Origin of the sequence: Streptomyces sp. col6 (assembly GCF_008042035.1) — a bacterium.
Classification (GTDB): Bacteria; Actinomycetota; Actinomycetes; order Streptomycetales; family Streptomycetaceae; genus Streptomyces.
In genome coordinates, this window is record NZ_RDBL01000006.1 from 1,510,070 (window position 1) to 1,525,685 (window position 15,616).

The 15,616-nt window shown below is 72.5% G+C and carries 16 protein-coding genes; 9 read left to right on the plus strand and 7 right to left on the minus strand.

What is annotated here, in order from left to right; translation table 11 throughout:
• Positions 1-54 precede the first annotated feature (54 nt).
• The 4 genes from leuC (at position 55) to EAO73_RS10780 (ending at position 3,219) form a co-directional block, all read left to right on the plus strand.
• Positions 55-1,479 carry a 3-isopropylmalate dehydratase large subunit gene (gene leuC, locus EAO73_RS10765; protein ID WP_147971149.1) on the plus strand — a complete coding sequence of 475 codons (1,425 nt, stop codon included), beginning with the start codon at positions 55-57 and terminating at the stop codon, positions 1,477-1,479.
• Between the two features lie 5 nt (positions 1,480-1,484).
• Complete coding sequence (gene leuD, locus EAO73_RS10770; RefSeq protein WP_147971150.1) at positions 1,485-2,078, plus strand: 3-isopropylmalate dehydratase small subunit; 594 nt, start codon at positions 1,485-1,487, stop codon at positions 2,076-2,078.
• A 104-nt stretch (positions 2,079-2,182) separates the two neighbouring features.
• Entirely contained in the window at positions 2,183-2,410 is a 228-nt protein-coding gene (locus tag EAO73_RS10775; RefSeq protein WP_026242491.1) for a hypothetical protein, read from the plus strand.
• A gap of 143 nt (positions 2,411-2,553) precedes the next feature.
• Positions 2,554-3,219 (plus strand): HU family DNA-binding protein, encoded by a 666-nt coding sequence (locus tag EAO73_RS10780; protein WP_147971151.1) that lies wholly within the window; start codon positions 2,554-2,556, stop codon positions 3,217-3,219.
• A gap of 93 nt (positions 3,220-3,312) precedes the next feature.
• Here the strand turns inward: EAO73_RS10780 and EAO73_RS10785 are convergent, their stop codons facing one another.
• Positions 3,313-3,516 (minus strand): hypothetical protein, encoded by a 204-nt coding sequence (locus EAO73_RS10785; RefSeq protein ID WP_147971152.1) that lies wholly within the window; start codon positions 3,514-3,516, stop codon positions 3,313-3,315.
• A 9-nt stretch (positions 3,517-3,525) separates the two neighbouring features.
• Positions 3,526-4,209: a 2-phospho-L-lactate guanylyltransferase gene (gene cofC, locus EAO73_RS10790; protein WP_147971153.1), complete on the minus strand. Its 684-nt coding sequence runs from the start codon at positions 4,207-4,209 to the stop codon at positions 3,526-3,528.
• 163 nt (positions 4,210-4,372) lie between these two features.
• On the opposite strand from cofC, the gene EAO73_RS10795 reads away from it, so the two are divergent.
• From EAO73_RS10795 to EAO73_RS10805, 3 genes are all read left to right on the plus strand, one after another.
• The gene (locus tag EAO73_RS10795) at positions 4,373-5,125 is read left to right on the plus strand and encodes a lysophospholipid acyltransferase family protein (RefSeq protein ID WP_147971154.1); all 753 of its coding nucleotides are present in this window, start codon (positions 4,373-4,375) and stop codon (positions 5,123-5,125) included.
• The gene (locus EAO73_RS10800; RefSeq protein ID WP_147971155.1) at positions 5,122-6,132 is read left to right on the plus strand and encodes an NAD(P)H-dependent glycerol-3-phosphate dehydrogenase; all 1,011 of its coding nucleotides are present in this window, start codon (positions 5,122-5,124) and stop codon (positions 6,130-6,132) included. Before EAO73_RS10795 ends, EAO73_RS10800 begins: the two co-directional genes overlap by 4 nt.
• Positions 6,133-6,201: 69 nt before the next feature.
• Positions 6,202-7,359, plus strand: a complete 1,158-nt coding sequence (locus tag EAO73_RS10805) for a D-alanine--D-alanine ligase family protein (protein WP_147971156.1) — start codon at positions 6,202-6,204, stop codon at positions 7,357-7,359.
• 46 nt (positions 7,360-7,405) lie between these two features.
• On the opposite strand, the gene EAO73_RS10810 is transcribed toward EAO73_RS10805, so the two are convergent.
• Together EAO73_RS10810 and EAO73_RS10815 are read right to left on the minus strand one after the other, a co-directional pair.
• Positions 7,406-7,894: a DUF3515 domain-containing protein gene (locus EAO73_RS10810; protein WP_224756230.1), complete on the minus strand. Its 489-nt coding sequence runs from the start codon at positions 7,892-7,894 to the stop codon at positions 7,406-7,408.
• A gap of 20 nt (positions 7,895-7,914) precedes the next feature.
• Positions 7,915-8,148 (minus strand): Lrp/AsnC family transcriptional regulator, encoded by a 234-nt coding sequence (locus EAO73_RS10815; protein WP_147971157.1) that lies wholly within the window; start codon positions 8,146-8,148, stop codon positions 7,915-7,917.
• A gap of 240 nt (positions 8,149-8,388) precedes the next feature.
• Here EAO73_RS10815 and EAO73_RS10820 point away from each other — a divergent pair, with 240 nt between their 5' ends.
• Positions 8,389-9,360, plus strand: coding sequence for a thiamine-phosphate kinase (locus tag EAO73_RS10820; protein ID WP_147971158.1), 972 nt, complete (start codon positions 8,389-8,391; stop codon positions 9,358-9,360).
• Positions 9,361-9,370: 10 nt separating this feature from the next.
• Positions 9,371-10,180 (plus strand): bifunctional hydroxymethylpyrimidine kinase/phosphomethylpyrimidine kinase, encoded by an 810-nt coding sequence (thiD, locus tag EAO73_RS10825; RefSeq protein ID WP_147971159.1) that lies wholly within the window; start codon positions 9,371-9,373, stop codon positions 10,178-10,180.
• Between the two features lie 132 nt (positions 10,181-10,312).
• Here thiD and rpmB read toward each other — a convergent pair whose 3' ends face one another.
• The 3 genes from rpmB to EAO73_RS10840 all read right to left on the minus strand — a co-directional run bounded on the left by rpmB (position 10,313) and on the right by EAO73_RS10840 (position 15,517).
• Positions 10,313-10,498, minus strand: coding sequence for a 50S ribosomal protein L28 (gene rpmB / locus EAO73_RS10830; protein ID WP_003965989.1), 186 nt, complete (start codon positions 10,496-10,498; stop codon positions 10,313-10,315).
• 211 nt (positions 10,499-10,709) lie between these two features.
• Positions 10,710-13,619 (minus strand): tetratricopeptide repeat protein, encoded by a 2,910-nt coding sequence (locus EAO73_RS10835; protein WP_147971160.1) that lies wholly within the window; start codon positions 13,617-13,619, stop codon positions 10,710-10,712.
• Positions 13,616-15,517: an HSP90 family protein gene (locus tag EAO73_RS10840; protein ID WP_147971161.1), complete on the minus strand. Its 1,902-nt coding sequence runs from the start codon at positions 15,515-15,517 to the stop codon at positions 13,616-13,618. Before EAO73_RS10840 ends, EAO73_RS10835 begins: the two co-directional genes overlap by 4 nt.
• Positions 15,518-15,616: the final 99 nt, after the last annotated feature.

The window sequence follows — 15,616 nt, forward strand, 5'->3', positions numbered from 1 at the left end:
GGGCGCACCGAATCTCTAGTTGGGCCGGCGATGACGCCGGCCGGAGGGAAAGCGATGGGTAGGACACTCGCGGAGAAGGTTTGGGACGACCATGTCGTCCGGCGCGCCGAGGGCGAGCCCGACCTCCTCTTCATCGATCTGCACCTGCTGCACGAGGTGACCAGCCCGCAGGCCTTCGACGGTCTGCGGCAGGCCGGACGCCCGGTGCGGCGCCTCGACCTCACCATCGCCACCGAGGACCACAACACCCCGACCCTCGACATCGACAAGCCGATCGCCGACCCCGTCTCGCGCGCCCAGCTGGAGACGCTGCGCAAGAACTGCGCGGAGTTCGGCGTCCGGCTGCACCCGCTGGGCGACGTCGAGCAGGGCGTCGTGCACGTGGTGGGCCCCCAGCTGGGCCTGACCCAGCCCGGCACCACCGTGGTCTGCGGCGACTCCCACACCTCCACGCACGGTGCGTTCGGCGCCCTCGCGTTCGGCATCGGCACCAGCCAGGTCGAGCACGTGCTGGCCACCCAGACGCTGCCGATGGCCCGCCCGAAGACGATGGCGATCACCGTCGACGGCGAACTGCCCGACGGCGTCACCGCCAAGGACCTGATCCTGGCGATCATCGCCCGGATCGGCACCGGCGGCGGCCAGGGCTACATCCTCGAATACCGCGGTTCCGCCATCGAGAAGCTCTCGATGGAGGCCCGGATGACCATCTGCAACATGTCGATCGAGGCCGGCGCGCGGGCGGGCATGATCGCCCCCGACGAGACCACCTTCGACTACCTCAAGGGCCGCGACCACGCCCCGCAGGGCGAGGACTGGGACGCCGCCGTCGCGTACTGGAAGACGCTGCGCACCGACGACGACGCGGTCTTCGACGCCGAGGTGGTCATCGAAGCCGCCGAGCTGGCGCCGTTCGTCACCTGGGGCACCAACCCCGGCCAAGGCGCGCCCCTGTCGGCCAACGTCCCCGATCCCGCTTCGTACGAGGACGCCTCGGAGCGCAACGCCGCCGAAAAGGCCCTGGAGTACATGGGGTTGACCGCCGGGCAGCCGCTGCGCGAGATCAGCGTGGACACCGTCTTCGTAGGCTCCTGCACCAACGGCCGCATCGAGGACCTGCGCAACGCCGCCGCGATCCTGGACGGCCGCAAAGTCGCCGACGGCGTACGGATGCTGGTCGTCCCGGGCTCCGTCCGGGTCGCCCTCCAGGCCGTCGACGAGGGCCTGGACAAGGTCTTCACCGCCGCCGGCGCCGAATGGCGGCACGCGGGCTGCTCGATGTGCCTCGGTATGAACCCCGACCAGCTGGCCCCCGGCGAGCGCTCCGCCTCCACCTCGAACCGCAACTTCGAGGGTCGGCAGGGCAAGGGCGGCCGTACGCACCTGGTCTCCCCGCAGGTCGCCGCCGCCACCGCCGTGCTGGGCCATCTGGCCTCGCCCGCCGACCTGTCCGACGACCGCACGCCCGCCGGAGTCTGAGAATCATGGAAGCTTTCACCACGCACACCGGCCGGGCCGTCCCGCTGCGCCGCAGCAACGTCGACACCGACCAGATCATCCCCGCCCACTGGCTGAAGAAGGTCACCCGGGACGGCTTCGAGGACGGGCTCTTCGAGGCCTGGCGCAAGGACGAGACCTTCGTCCTCAACCGCCCCGAGCGCGAGGGCGCCTCGGTCCTGGTGGCCGGCCCCGACTTCGGCACCGGCTCCTCCCGCGAGCACGCCGTCTGGGCGCTGCAGAACTACGGGTTCAAGGCCGTCGTCTCCTCCCGGTTCGCCGACATCTTCCGCGGCAACTCGCTGAAGAACGGTCTGCTGACCGTGGTCCTGGACCAGAAGACCGTCGACGCCCTCTGGGAGCTGACGGAGGCCGACCCGACGGCCGAGGTGACCGTCGACCTGGAGGCCCGGCAGGTCCGCGCCGAGGGCATCACGGCCGACTTCGAGCTCGACGAGAACGCCCGCTGGCGGCTGCTGAACGGCCTGGACGACATCAGCCTCACCCTTCAGAACGAAGCCGACATCGCGGCTTACGAGGCGGCCCGGCCGGCCTACAAGCCACGCACAATTCACGCCTGATCAGCGCGTTTTCAGGACTGCGCCCCCTGCCTTCTGGTAGGGGGCGCAGTCGTTTGTTGGGACCCCGTCGGGCGACAACTCGCCCCAGATGGCACAATCGGTGCATGGAACGCGACAGCCAACTCAAGCTTTACGGCCAAGTCGCCGACCAATTGAAGGAAGCGCACTCCCGGGTGCGCGCACTGCAAGTCCCGGACGGCGTAAGGATGGCGTTGAACCGGAAGCTGATGGTCGTGACGGCCACGGCGAAGCACGATCTCCCGGGCGCGGCAAGGCGTCTGGACCGGTTGATGAAGGACCTCGACGAGGGCCGATTCCCCGAAGGTGACTGACTCCGCAGAACTGCGCAGCGGTCGACTTCGTTGCGGCACTAGGGTGATTAGCCCGTTTCGTGTTTGATTTGCGGTATATATCTGCCTAACGTGCGAAAAAGCCTGAACAGATTCGTTCCGGCAATGTCTCCGAAGGGGAAGACGTGAACAAGGCGCAGCTCGTAGAAGCGATTGCCGACAAGGTCGGCGGCCGGCAGCAGGCCGCGGACGCCGTCGACGCGGTGCTCGACGCGATCGTCCGTGCGGTTGTCGCGGGGGACCGGGTCTCGGTCACCGGCTTCGGCTCGTTCGAGAAGGTCGACCGCCCCGCCCGCTACGCCCGCAACCCGCAGACGGGTGAGCGCGTGCGGGTCAAGAAGACCTCGGTGCCCCGTTTCCGCGCGGGCCAGGGCTTCAAGGACCTGGTCAGCGGCTCCAAGAAGCTCCCCAAGAACGACGTGGCCGTGAAGAAGGCCCCCAAGGGCAGCCTCTCGGGCGGTTCTTCCACCCGTACGACGGCCAAGGCCGCCGCCAAGAAGGCCACCGCGAAGAAGGCCGTGGCGAAGAAGGCCACCGCCAAGAAGGCGACCCCGGCGAAGAAGACCACCGCCGCCGCCAAGAAGACCACCGCGAAGAAGACGTCGCCGGCGAAGAAGACGACGACGGCCGCCGCGAAGAAGGCCACCCCGGCGGCGTCGAAGTCGGCGGCGAAGAAGACCACCGCCGCCAAGACCGCGCCCGCCAAGAAGACCACGGCGAAGAAGGCGCCCGCGAAGAAGACCACCGCGCGCAAGACCACGGCCAAGAAGGCCACCGCGCGCAAGAAGTGAGACCGGGCCACAGGGCCCCCACACGCGCCGGGCCGGGCTCCCCTCGGGGAGCCCGGCCCGCGGGCTGTCCGGGGGCATCCCCCTCGGACGGGCTCAGAACGTCTGCAGCGTCACCAGGGTGATCCGCAGCGCGGCCCCCTCGCCCTCGCCCTCGATCCGCACCCGTTGACCCGGACGCAGCAGCCGCAGGCCGCCGGCGTCGAAGGCCGCCGCGCCGAAGTCCACCGGGGTGCCGTCGTCGAGCAGCACACTGCCGCTGCGGGTCACGGGGTCGTACGTGTACGAGGTCGCCTGCATGGAGGCAGACTATCGGTCCCGGGAGGAGGCCCCGGCGGCCCAGCGGCCCGCCGTGAACGGGCCGACGCCCAGCACCAGCGCCGCCCGCAGATCCTCGCCGGTGTCCACGTCCCGGCGCACCGAATCGATCCCCGGCAGCGTGATTTCCACCGCCCCCGACGCCAGGTGCCGCGCCCGCGACGGGCCACCGAAAGCGGGCCGCAATTCCACCCCCGGACCGGCCGACAGAAATGTCGTCCCGATTCCCGCCGCATCGGGAACAAATGCGCGGGGAAAAGCGGCAGAGAATTCGAGGACCCGGGACAATTCCGCCGGGCGCAGTGCGGGCAGATCCGCGTTGAGCGCGGCGACCGGCGCCCCCGGCCGGGCCGTCCGGGCCACGCGCTCACCGTGCGCGAGGGCCGCGTTGAGCCCCGCCGCCGGCGAGTCGGGCACGACCAGGGCGCCGAGCGCGGCCAGCGCCGCCCCCGCCGCCGTGTCGTCCGTGACGACCACCACATCCGCCACGTCCGGGCAGGACAGCGCGGCGGCCACCGTGTCACGGGCGAAGGCGAGGGCCAGCCGGGGCCGCAACAGGGCGCCGGAGGCGGGCGCCAGCCTGCTCTTGGCCCGCGCCAGGGGCTTCAACGGGACGACCAGCGACCAGCGGCCGGCCGGTCCGGTGTTCGTGGCGGTCCCTGACTCGATACGCATCGCCGCCTATTCTCGCCTGCCGGTGCGCCGACCCGGAGGGGCGCTCCCGGGGGCGAGGCGTACGGTGTTCTCGACAGAGCAGGGGCCTGGGGCGAGACTTGACCCTCGGTAGTCAGGCAGCACAACAGCTCCATAGTCCCGTTCACAGAGGAAAGGTGTCCGAGTGTCCCGCCGCAGAATCGGCTTCTGGTACCGCCTGGCGGCGGTCATCGCGAAACCGCCGCTGGTGGTTCTGTTCAAGCGCGACTGGCGGGGAATGGACCACATTCCGGCCGAGGGCGGATTCATCACCGCGGTCAACCACAACTCGTACCTGGACCCGCTCTCGTACGGGCACTTCCAGTACAACACCGGCCGCGTGCCGCGGTTCCTGGCCAAGGCGGGGCTCTTCAAGGCCCCCTTCGTCGGCATGATGCTGCGCGGCACCGGCCAGATCCCCGTCTACCGCGAGACCACCAACGCGCTGGACGCCTTCCGGGCCGCCGTGAACGCCATCGAGAGCGGCGAGTGCGTCTGCTTCTACCCCGAGGGCACCCTCACCCGGGACCCCGGCATGTGGCCGATGGCAGGCAAGACCGGCGCCGCCCGCGTCGCGTTGATGACCAGGGCCCCCGTCATCCCGGTCGCGCAGTGGGGCGCCAACGAGGCGATGCCCCCCTACGCCACGGAGAAGAAGGTGCGCCTCCTGCCCCGCAAGACCCTCCGGGTCCAGGCGGGGCCGGCCGTCGACCTCTCCCGGTTCTACGACAAGGAACCGACGCCCGAGCTGCTGCGCGAGGCCACCGAGGTGATCATGCGGGCGGTCACCGCGCAACTGGAGGAGATCCGGGGGCAGCAGGCACCCGCCGAGCCCTACGATCACCGCAAGGCCCGCGCCGAACAGCGGCGCAGGGCCCAAGGAGAGGGACTCACGTGACGCACCCCGCGAAGGCCGCCGTCTTCGGAACCGGCTCATGGGGTACGGCCTTCGCCATCGTCCTCGCGGACGCCGGCTGCGAGGTGACGCTCTGGGGCCGCCGGGCCGAGGTCGCCGAGGCCGTCAACACCACCCGCACCAACCCCGACTACCTGCCGGGCATCGAGCTGCCCGCCTCGGTCCGGGCCACCACGGACGCCGCCGAGGCGCTGCGCGGCGCCGACTTCGCGGTCCTCGTGGTGCCCTCCCAGACCCTGCGCGCCAACCTCGCCGACTGGGCCCCGCACCTGGAGCCGCAGACGGTGCTGGTCTCCCTGATGAAGGGCGTCGAACTCGGCACCGCCAAGCGGATGAGCGAGGTCATCGAGGACGTCACCGGGGTGTCCCCGGACCGCGTCGCCGTCGTCACCGGCCCCAACCTCGCCAAGGAGATCGCCGAACGCCGCCCCGCCGCGGCCGTCGTCGCCTGCCGGGACGAGTCCGTCGCCCAGCGCCTCCAGGCCGCCTGCCACACCCCGTACTTCCGCCCGTACACCAGCACCGACGTGGTCGGCTGCGAGCTCGGCGGGGCCGTCAAGAACGTCATCGGTCTCGCCGTCGGCATCGCGGACGGCATGGGGCTCGGCGACAACGCCAAGGGCTCGCTCATCACCCGGGGCCTCGCCGAGACGATCCGGCTGGGCGCGGCCATGGGCGCCGACCCGCTGACCTTCTCCGGACTCGCCGGTCTCGGCGACCTGGTGGCCACCTGCTCCTCGCCGCTCTCGCGCAACCACACCTTCGGCACCAACCTCGGCCGGGGCATGACGCTCCAGGAGACCATCGCGGTCACCAAGCAGACCGCCGAGGGCGTCAAGTCCTGCGAGTCGGTGCTCGACCTGGCCCGCAGGCACGGCGTCGAGATGCCGCTGACCGAGACGGTCGTCGGCATCGTCCACGAGGGCAAGCCGCCGATGGTCGCCCTCAAGGAGCTGATGTCGCGCAGCGCCAAGGCCGAACGGCACTGACCCCGTTCGGCCCCGGGCGGCCCGTGCCACGCTGACGCGACCGGTACCAGCAGGTACGCTCATCGCGATATGAGCAGCGAGAACCTCCCCCAGAGCACGGAGCAGCAGCTCCGCAAGCCGCGCGTGGCCGTCGTGTTCGGCGGCCGCAGCTCCGAACACGGCATTTCGGTGGTCACGGCCGGTGCCGTCCTGAACGCCATCGACCGGACCACGTACGACGTCCTGCCGATCGGCATCACGACGGACGGCCGCTGGGCGCTCACCGCCGACGAACCGGACCGCATGGCCATCGCGGACCGGCGGATGCCGGACGTGGACCAGCTGGCCGAGTCCGACGAGGGCGGCGTCGTACTCTCCGTCGACCCCGGCAGCCGCGAAGTGGTCTATACCGAGCCCGGGGCGGTACCCAAGGCGCTCGGCGAGGTCGACGTCGTCTTCCCCGTCCTGCACGGCCCGTACGGCGAGGACGGCACCCTCCAGGGCCTCCTGGAGCTGTCCGGCGTGCCCTACGTGGGCGCCGGCGTCCTCGCCTCGGCGGTCGGCCAGGACAAGGAGTACATGAAGCGGGTCTTCACCTCCTTCGGCCTCCCCGTCGGCCCGTACGTGGTGGTGCGCCCCCGCGAGTGGGACAACGACCCCGCCGGCGCCCGCGAGCGCATCACCGGCTTCGCCGCCGAGCACGGCTGGCCGCTCTTCATCAAGCCCGCACGGGCCGGCTCGTCCATCGGCATCACCAAGGTCGACGACGTCTCCGGCCTGGACGCGGCCATCGAGGAGGCCCGCCGCCACGACCCCAAGTTCCTCGTCGAGTCGCTGCTGCGGGGCCGCGAGATCGAGTGCGGCGTCCTGGAGTTCGAGGACGGGCCGCGCGCCAGCGTGCCCGCCGAGATCCCGCCCGTCACCGCGCACGACTTCTACGACTTCGAGGCCAAGTACATCGACGCGGCCTCCGGGATCGTGCCGGCGCCTCTCACCGAGGAGCAGACCGCGGAGGTCCAGCGGCTCGCCGTCGAGGCCTTCGAGGCGTGCTCGTGCGAGGGCCTGGTGCGCGCCGACTTCTTCCTCACCGAGGACGGCACCTTCGTCATCAACGAGATCAACACCCTGCCGGGCTTCACCCCGATCTCCATGTACCCGCGCATGTGGCAGGAGAGCGGCGTCAGCTACCCGCAGCTGGTGGACCGCCTCCTGCAGGCGGCGCTGACCCGGCCGACCGGGCTGCGCTGACCCACCGCACACGGCGTAGGGCGTGCGCTCGCAGCGAGCGCACGCCCTACAGCCGGTTCGGCACCGTCTTCTTCACCGCCGGGGCGAAAGCCGCGAGCGGGGTCGTGTCGTGTGCGTACGCCTCCGAGAGCGAGACCTCGACGTACGCCTTGCGCGAGGTGGTCGTCAGCCGGGGGCCGTCGTCCTCCCGCTGCTCCAGCATCCAGTTCACACCGTCCGCGGTGATCCCCTTCGACTGGTCGTCGTCCATCTCGGCGGGGCGCTCCACACCGCAGCGCAGTACGATCGCCCCGTCCCCCCACCCGGCGGTCAGCTCCGAACCGGGTTCCGGATCACCGCGCTCCAGACCGGCGACGGTATCCGGCAGTTCCCTGTCCAGCGCGCGGCAGTAGGCTGCGGCTTCCGGGGGCGGGGAGGGCACCGCGACCGACGCCGTCGCGTCGCCCGCGGAACAGCCCGCCGCGGCCAGCAACAGCAGGGCGGCGGACGGACCGAGGAGCACGGGGTGGGGGAGCCGGCGGCTGGAGGACGTCACCGGCCCAGCGTAGACGGGGGCTACAGGTGAACGACCGGGCAGGTCAGGGTTCGGGTGATGCCGTCCACTTGCTGGACCCGTGCCACCACCATGCGTCCGAGTTCGTCGACCGTGTCGGCCTGGGCGCGCACGATCACGTCGTAGGGGCCGGTGACGTCTTCTGCCTGGATCACTCCCGGGATCTTGGAGATGGTCTCGGCGACGATCGACGCCTTGCCCACCTCGGTCTGAATGAGGATGTACGCCTGTACCACGGAACCTCCAGGGCGGCCACGAGGATCATGTGGGGGAAAGGGACGCCACGTTATCGCGTCGCCACGCGCAGCGGGGAGACCCACGGGCCGGATGACGTCCTCAGCGTGGCGTACAGAACGCACAAGTTGACGTATCTCTTGACAGTACCGACAGCAGTGACGGCACGCGACCGCGAGTGGGGCGGCGCGGACGGGGGACAGGCCGGAGCGTCCGGCCCGACAGATGAGAGGTGACACTCGGTGAAGGCAACCGTGGGCGAGTTGGGGGAGTTCGGGCTCATCAGAGAGCTCACGTCCCGGCTCACCACCACTCCGGCGGTCCGGCTCGGACCGGGCGACGACGCCGCGGTCGTGACCGCCCCCGACCGCAGGGTCGTGGCCAGCACGGACATCCTGCTGGAGGGACGGCACTTCCGGCGCGACTGGTCGACGGCGTACGACGTGGGCCGCAAGGCCGCCGCGCAGAACCTCGCCGACATCGCCGCCATGGGCGCCGTGCCCACCGCGCTGCTCCTCGGGCTCGTCGTCCCCGCCGAACTCCCGGTCACCTGGGCCGCGGAGCTGATGGACGGCCTGCGCGACGAGTGCCAGGTCGCGGGGGCGGCCGTGGTCGGCGGCGACGTGGTGCGCGGTGACATCATCACCGTCTCGATCACCGCGCTCGGCGACCTGCGCAACCACGAACCCGTCACCCGGGCCGGCGCCCAGCCCGGGGACGTCGTCGCGGTCACCGGCTGGCTCGGCTGGTCCGCCGCCGGGTACGCCGTGCTCTCCCGGGGCTTCCGCTCGCCGCGCGCCTTCGTGGAGGCGCACCGCCGCCCCGAACCGCCGTACCACGCGGGCCCCGCGGCCGCCGGGCTCGGCGCCACCGCCATGACCGACGTCAGCGACGGGCTCGTCGCCGACCTCGGGCACATCGCCGAGGCCAGCAAGGTCCGCATCGACCTGCGCTCCGGGCTCATCGACGTACCGTCCCAGATGTCGGACATCGGGCAGGCCGTCGGCGTCGACCCGCTCCAGTGGGTCCTCACCGGGGGCGAGGACCACGCGATCGTCGCCACCTTCCCGGCCGATGTGAAGCTGCCGGCCCGCTGGAAGGTGATCGGCGAGGTCCTCAACCCCTCGGCGCTGCCCCAGGTGACGGTCGACGGGGCGCCCTGGACCAGCAAGAACGGCTGGGACCACTTCGGCGACATCGAGGACGCCCAGTAGATTGCGGCGTATGCCGACAACCGACTCCGTACCTCCCCGTGTGCTCACCGTCGCCGGATCCGACTCCGGCGGCGGTGCGGGCATCCAGGCCGACCTCAAGACGATGCTGGCGCTCGGCACGCACGGAATGAGCGTGCTGACCGCCGTCACCGCGCAGAACTCCCTCGGCGTCCAGGGATCCTGGGAACTGCCCGCCGAAGCGGTCCGCGCCCAGTACCGCAGCGTCGTCGACGACATAGGCGTCGACGCGGTCAAGACCGGGATGCTCGCGTCCGCGCCCCTCGTGGAGACCGTCGCGGAACTCCTGGCGGGGACCGGGGCGCCCGTCGTCGTCGACCCGGTCGGCGTCTCCAAGCACGGCGACCCGCTCCTGGCCGCCGACGCCCTGGAATCGGTCCGCACGAAGCTGCTGCCCGTGGCGACCGTGGCGACCCCGAACCTCGACGAGGTGGCACAGCTCACGGGGATCACCGTCACCGACGAGGCCGGGATGCTCCGGGCCGCCGCCGCACTGCTCGGATTCGGGCCCCGCTGGGTCGTGGTCAAGGGCGGCCACCTGCCCGGCGAGCCCGTCGACCTGCTCACCGACGGCAGCGAGGAGCACTGGCTGCGCGCCCCCCGTCACGACAACCGCCACACCCACGGCACCGGCTGCACCCTCGCCTCGGCCATCGCGAGCCACCTGGCGCTCGGCGCCGAGGTGCCGGCGGCGGTCCGGGCCGCGAAGGCGTACGTCACCGGGGCGATCGAGGCGGGCTTCGCGCTGGGCACGGGCATCGGCCCGGTCCGCCACGGCTGGCGGCTGCGCGACGCGGGCTGACCGCACGGCCCGGCCGGGGAGCGGGCGACCGCCCCCGGCGTCCGGGCCCCCGTCCGGGCACAGCAAAAAGCCGGTCCACCGAGATGGACCGGCTTTTTGGGCAACCGGTAGGGCTGCGCTACGACGGGAACGTCAGCGCGCGACCTTGCCGGCCTTGATGCACGAGGTGCAGACGTTGAGCCGCTTCGGCGTCCGACCGACCACGGCACGCACGCGCTGGATGTTGGGGTTCCAGCGTCGGGACGTACGGCGGTGCGAGTGCGAAATGCTGTTGCCGAAGCTCGGCCCCTTGCCGCAAACGTCGCAGTTGGCAGCCACGGGTCACTCCAAAGACTTCAGGTGCACTTACAGTGAATTCCGGTACGCCGGATTCAAGGACTGAAGTGGCGGTACCGGGGGAATGTCCCGACTCTCGTCGGGCAACCGAAGCAGCATACAACGCCTGCTCCGGAGATACGAAACTACCATGGCTTCCACCCCCGCCCGCCCCGCCCCCGGACGTATGTGACCGGCCCGCCGCCCGCCAGGGCTACGCCGCGCCGGTCACATACGCCCGCACCGACTCCGCCTCCGCCCGCCGCGCGTCCGCCGTCTCGTCCGTCCCCTCCGGCACCCCCTCGTACGCGTCGAGCACCGAACGCGCCCGCGACAACGCCCCCGGCCCCCGCCCGAGGTCCGCCTCCAGCCACGCGCCCATCAGCATCGCGGCCGTGCCGAGGGCGAGATGGCCGGCCTCGCGGAACGTCTCCGCCGCCCGGTCCGCGTACCCGAGCGCCTCCTCGTACGCCACCCGCACCGGCTCGTCCGCCGCCTCGCCCGGCTCGCCCTCGCAGGCCTGGACGATCAGGTCGGCCGTCTGCCGGTACGTGCTCGCCAGCTCCGCGCCCAGCTCCGGACGCGCCGCGCACTCCCGCTCCGCCTCGGCCATGAACGTCCGGGCCTCGGGCAGCCGTTCCTCCCGCAGCGCGATCCAGGCCCGTACGCGCAGCGTCCGTACCAGACCCGACGTCTCGTCCAGCGAGCGCCACAGCTCCCCGGCCCGTGCGTAGGCCCGCTCGGCCTCCGCGTTCAGTTCGGCCCGGTACAGGGCCTCACCGGCGAGCTGGGCGAGCATCGCGTGATCGTGCTGCTCCGGCCACTCGCGCGCGAGGTCCGCCGCCCGCAGCCGGTGCTCCGCCGCGGCCCTCGGCTCGTCGAGCGCCATCAGCCCGTCGCCGAGCCACCACAGCGTCTGGACGAGCATGCCGTCGCCGTGGTGCTCGGCCGAGATGTCGGGCAGGACGGCCTCCAGCACGGCCGCCGCCTCCGCCGCCCGGCCCAGCCGCAGCAGCCAGCCGCCGAGCTGGTGCCGGGCGTAGACGCCCAGCGTGTCGCCCTCGCCGGACTCGTCCGCCCAGTGCGAGGCGTCCAGGCCCCGGTCCGCCGCCTCGGCCAGCTGCCCGGTCGCCGCCAGCACCTCGGCCAGCCGCAGATGCAGCCGGGCCAGCCCCGACGGGCCGACGAACGACTCCCCGTGCTCCAGCGCCGCCCGCGCGGCCCGCTCCGCCGTCGCGAAATCCTCCAGACCGGCCGCGATCCGCGCCGTCCCGGACTCGTACTCCACCGCCGCCCAGGGCAGCCCGGCCTCGTACACCTCGGCACAGGCCCGCTCGTACAGCCCGAGGGCGGCCGGGCCGTCGCCCCGGTGCGCGGCGACGTCCCCGAGGAAGGCCAGCGCCTCGGCGGTCCGGGTGGCGATCCGGTCCTCGCCGCACCGGGGCTCGGTGAACGCCAGCACCTCGCGGGCCGCCTCTTCGAGGTCCGCGAGGGCGGCCTCATGACCCTTCTCGTCCTGGGCCCGCAGCATCCGCTGTTCGGTGATCCGGGCCCGGCAGACCAGGACCCCGGACGCCTGCCGGGCGGTGGCCCCGCCGTCGGCGTGCAGCGCGAGGCCCTGCTCCACGAGCGGCGCGATCAGGGCCGCGGCCTCATCGGTCTCCCCGTCCAGCGACCGTGCGAACGCGCTCCTGGCCCGCGCCGCGACGGCCTCGCCCGCGTCGCCCCCGGCCTCGTACAGCCCGGCCGCCCTCGCGAACGCCTCCGCGGCCTCGGCGGGCGGCAGACTGCCGTCCATCGCGAGGTGGTCCTCCAGGTTCGCCCGGTCCAGCGGCGCGAGCTCCGTCCCCTCGTCCGCCGCCCGCTCGGCCACCGCCCGCCAGGCGTCGCGGGCCCCGGGCCGCTGGGCCTCGGACAGCCGGTACGCCTCCGCGAGCAGCGCGGCCAGGTCCGGCGCCTCCGCCTCGGGGGCCACGGCCGCCGGACGTACGGGGGCGGGCGCCGCGCTCACCGGCCGCACCGCCCGTACACCCAGCGGCAGCCGGTCGAGCAGCGGAACCCGGGCCAGGCGTTCGCGCACCTCCTGGCTCACGTACGCGTTGCCGTTGCGCTCGTCGAAGCGGGCGGCCAGGGCGAAGGCCTGGGTCCGGGCCTCGGCGGCCAGCGCCGCGGCCGTCCACTCCGTGCCGGCCGGGCCGGGCACGGACTGCCCGCCGTGGCCGAGCGCGACGAGCCGGTCCATCAGCAGAGCGGTCACGGTCAGGAAGCTCATCAGGCTGCCCGGGTTCCCGCTGTCGGTGAAGTACGCCGGCCGCTCCGCCAGGATCTCCAGACCCCGGGCCTCGTTACCGGTCAGCGCGCAGAACTCGATGTGCAGGGCGGCCGAGTAGCGCATGCTCTCCATCGGCCGGACCATCCGGTACCCGCGCAGATGATGCGCCCGCGCCTGCTCCGCGCGGCCCGTCCGCAGCAGCGGCAGCAGGGAGCCCGCCAGCACGGCGTGCGGCTCGTGCGCACAGACGTGCTCGCCCTCCAGCACCGGCGCCCAGGTCTTCAGCGCCTCCTCGTCCCGGCCGTTCCATACGTGCCAGGAACCCTGCCCGTGCAGCTCGCAGGCGTGGCAGTTGGCCATCCGGTCCCGGTCGGCGGCCAGCCAGGCGGTGAACGCCCGCTCGCCCCGCTCCCGGTCGCCCAGGTGCCGGGCGATCTCCAGCTCGCCCTGGCGCACGGCCCGCTCCGAGTGGCCGGCGAGCCGGTAGCGGTGCGCCATCTCCGCCTGCCACTTCTCGATCGAGGCGAGCGGGATGTGCGGCTGGTCGGTCATCGAGCTGGAGACCCACTTGAACATCCAGAACAGATGGTGGGTCATGAAGTCGCTGAACTCGCCCGGCTGTTCCTCCCACATGCGCAGCAGCCGCGCGAAGGGGACGAACATCTTGTCCTTCTCGGAGCTGTAGTTGTAGACCTGCAGCTGATGGACGAGGGCCTCGATCAGCAGCCCGGTGTCCCCGGTCTGCTCCGCCTCGGTCAGCAGCCGCTCCGAGCGGGCGTTGCGCGCGGGCCCCTCCGGCTCGTCCTGGTTCTCCCGCAGGGCCTGGCGGATCGTCGCGGCGTCGGCGCTCATCGGCCGTCCTCCTCGGGGTTCACGGGCGGGGTACGGTCGGTGCCGGGCGGTGCGGACGGCGGTGCGGACGGCGGTGCGGCCGGGGGCGCGGCCCACTCCAGGAGCCCCAGGAACGCGCGGTTCAGCAGCGCCGAGTCGGCGGGCCGCAGTGGCCGCTGGGCCATCAGCAGCGCCTGCCCGTACAGCGCCTCCGTCGCGGTGGCGGCCAGCTCGGGGGTGTCCAGCGCACCGATGCGGCGGATCAGCGGGTTGAGCTGGTTCAGGACCAGCCGGGCGCGCGGCGCGCTGCCGCGCAACGAGCCCAGGATGCCCGCCCACAGGTCGTCCGCCTGCTCCTCGGCCTCCGCCCTGGCCTGCTCGTGGCGGACCGACCGGTCGTCCAGGTGCAGCGCGGGCGTGGTCACCGGGTGGTAGGCGCGCAGCACCACGTCGCAGCCCAGCGCGTCGAGCCGGGCGCGCGCCGCCGCGAGGAACGGGCCGAGCGCCAGCTCCTCGCGCGGGTCCGCGGCGTCCAGATGCGCGGTCACCGTGTCCGCGTCCAGCTCCGCGACCACCGTCCCCGGCCGGGCCGCGGGCAGCCGCTCGACCAGCTCGGTGTCGTACGTGTAGCCGCCGTTGACCACCCCGATGCCCTGCGCGGACGCGATCGGCGCGACCTGCCGGAACTCCTCCACGGACCGGGTGAAGTGCACGACGGGGTGACGCCGGGCGAACTCCTCCAGCGACAGCCGCCCGTCCGTCGTCTCGAACGGCAGCCACGGCAGCATCGTGCGCCACATCGCGTCGTCGTGCCGGGCCAGCGACTTCACGCCCAGGTGGTGCACCGCCAGGAACTGCGCCAGCCGCTCCGGATCGCCCGCCGCGAGCCCTGTCAGCCACTCCCTGATCCGGTCGCCGAGCGCGTCGCGTACGGCGGCCAGCGTCTCGTCCGCGTACAGCGCCTCCCGCGAGGCCGTGGGCCGCAGGCTGTCCGTGTCGATCACGCACCGCACGAAGAACGCCCACTCGGGCAGCAGTTCCTCCGCCCGGTCCGTCAGCAGCATGCCCTTGAGATGGACCCGGTGGCCCGCCCGCTGCGCCGGGCTGACCGCAGACGGCAGGACGTGCGCCACCCCGCGTATCCCGGCGAGCGGCAGCGCGAGGTCGATCGTGTCGAGCGGGGTGAAGCCGAACTGCTCGTGGCAGTGGCGCGCCAGCGCCACCCGCCGCGCGGCCGGGCTCGGATACGCCCGGTCCCACGGGGCCGGCAGCGAGGTGACGGCCGCCTCGCCGACCCGGACGTCGTACGGCAGCAACGAACCGAAGTCACGGGCCAGCGACAGCACCCGCTCCTCCTCCAGCCACTCGGCGCTCCCCGGCCGGGCCGTCAGATGCACGGTGGTCCCGGGCTCCGGGCGCGCGCTGTCGGGCAGCGTACGGACGGTGTACGAACCGTCGTCCCGCGCGCACCACTCCACGGGCGGCTGTCCGGGCGTCCGGGCGGACCGGCTCACCACCCGGATCTCGGCCGCCACCACGAAGCACGCCAGCAGCCCGATCCCGAACTGGCCGAGGAACCCGGCGCGTGCCGATGCGAGGCCGTCGGCTCCGTCCCGCTTGGAGCTGCGGCCGATCGTGGCGAGGAGGTTGTGCACATCGGCCTCGGTCAGACCGATGCCGCTGTCCTCCACTCGCAGCCGGCCGTCCTCCACGGACAGCCGCACCAGCGCGGGCGCGTCCGGCTGTTCGGCCCGGCGGGCGGTGATGGCGTCGACGGCGTTCTGCAGCAGCTCGCGCAGATAGACGCGCGGCGAGGAGTAGAGGTGGTGGGAGAGGAGGTCGACCAGTCCGCGCAGATCCACCTGGAAGGTGTGCGGTTCCCTGGCGGCGGGGTCGGGTGCTGAAGTCTCAGATGTCATCGTCGCAGCGCCGGTGGGGGGTCTTGCGACAGCGCGGGTCGGGCGATCCCGGGAGGTGATCGCGGAGGGGAGGCGTGGGGAGCCGATCCTAGGGTCGCA

What these genes read in the sequence shown, in the direction of transcription:
- leuC (WP_147971149.1), top strand. Translation starts at nt 55, where the DNA reads ATGGGTAGGACACTCGCGGAGAAGGTTTGGGACGACCATGTCGTCCGG.
- leuD (WP_147971150.1), top strand. Translation starts at nt 1,485, where the DNA reads ATGGAAGCTTTCACCACGCACACCGGCCGGGCCGTCCCGCTGCGCCGC.
- EAO73_RS10775 (WP_026242491.1), top strand. Translation starts at nt 2,183, where the DNA reads ATGGAACGCGACAGCCAACTCAAGCTTTACGGCCAAGTCGCCGACCAA.
- EAO73_RS10785 (WP_147971152.1), bottom strand. Translation starts at nt 3,516, where the DNA reads ATGCAGGCGACCTCGTACACGTACGACCCCGTGACCCGCAGCGGCAGT.
- cofC (WP_147971153.1), bottom strand. Translation starts at nt 4,209, where the DNA reads ATGCGTATCGAGTCAGGGACCGCCACGAACACCGGACCGGCCGGCCGC.
- EAO73_RS10805 (WP_147971156.1), top strand. Translation starts at nt 6,202, where the DNA reads ATGAGCAGCGAGAACCTCCCCCAGAGCACGGAGCAGCAGCTCCGCAAG.
- thiD (WP_147971159.1), top strand. Translation starts at nt 9,371, where the DNA reads ATGCCGACAACCGACTCCGTACCTCCCCGTGTGCTCACCGTCGCCGGA.
- EAO73_RS10835 (WP_147971160.1), bottom strand. Translation starts at nt 13,619, where the DNA reads ATGAGCGCCGACGCCGCGACGATCCGCCAGGCCCTGCGGGAGAACCAG.
- EAO73_RS10840 (WP_147971161.1), bottom strand. Translation starts at nt 15,517, where the DNA reads ATGACATCTGAGACTTCAGCACCCGACCCCGCCGCCAGGGAACCGCAC.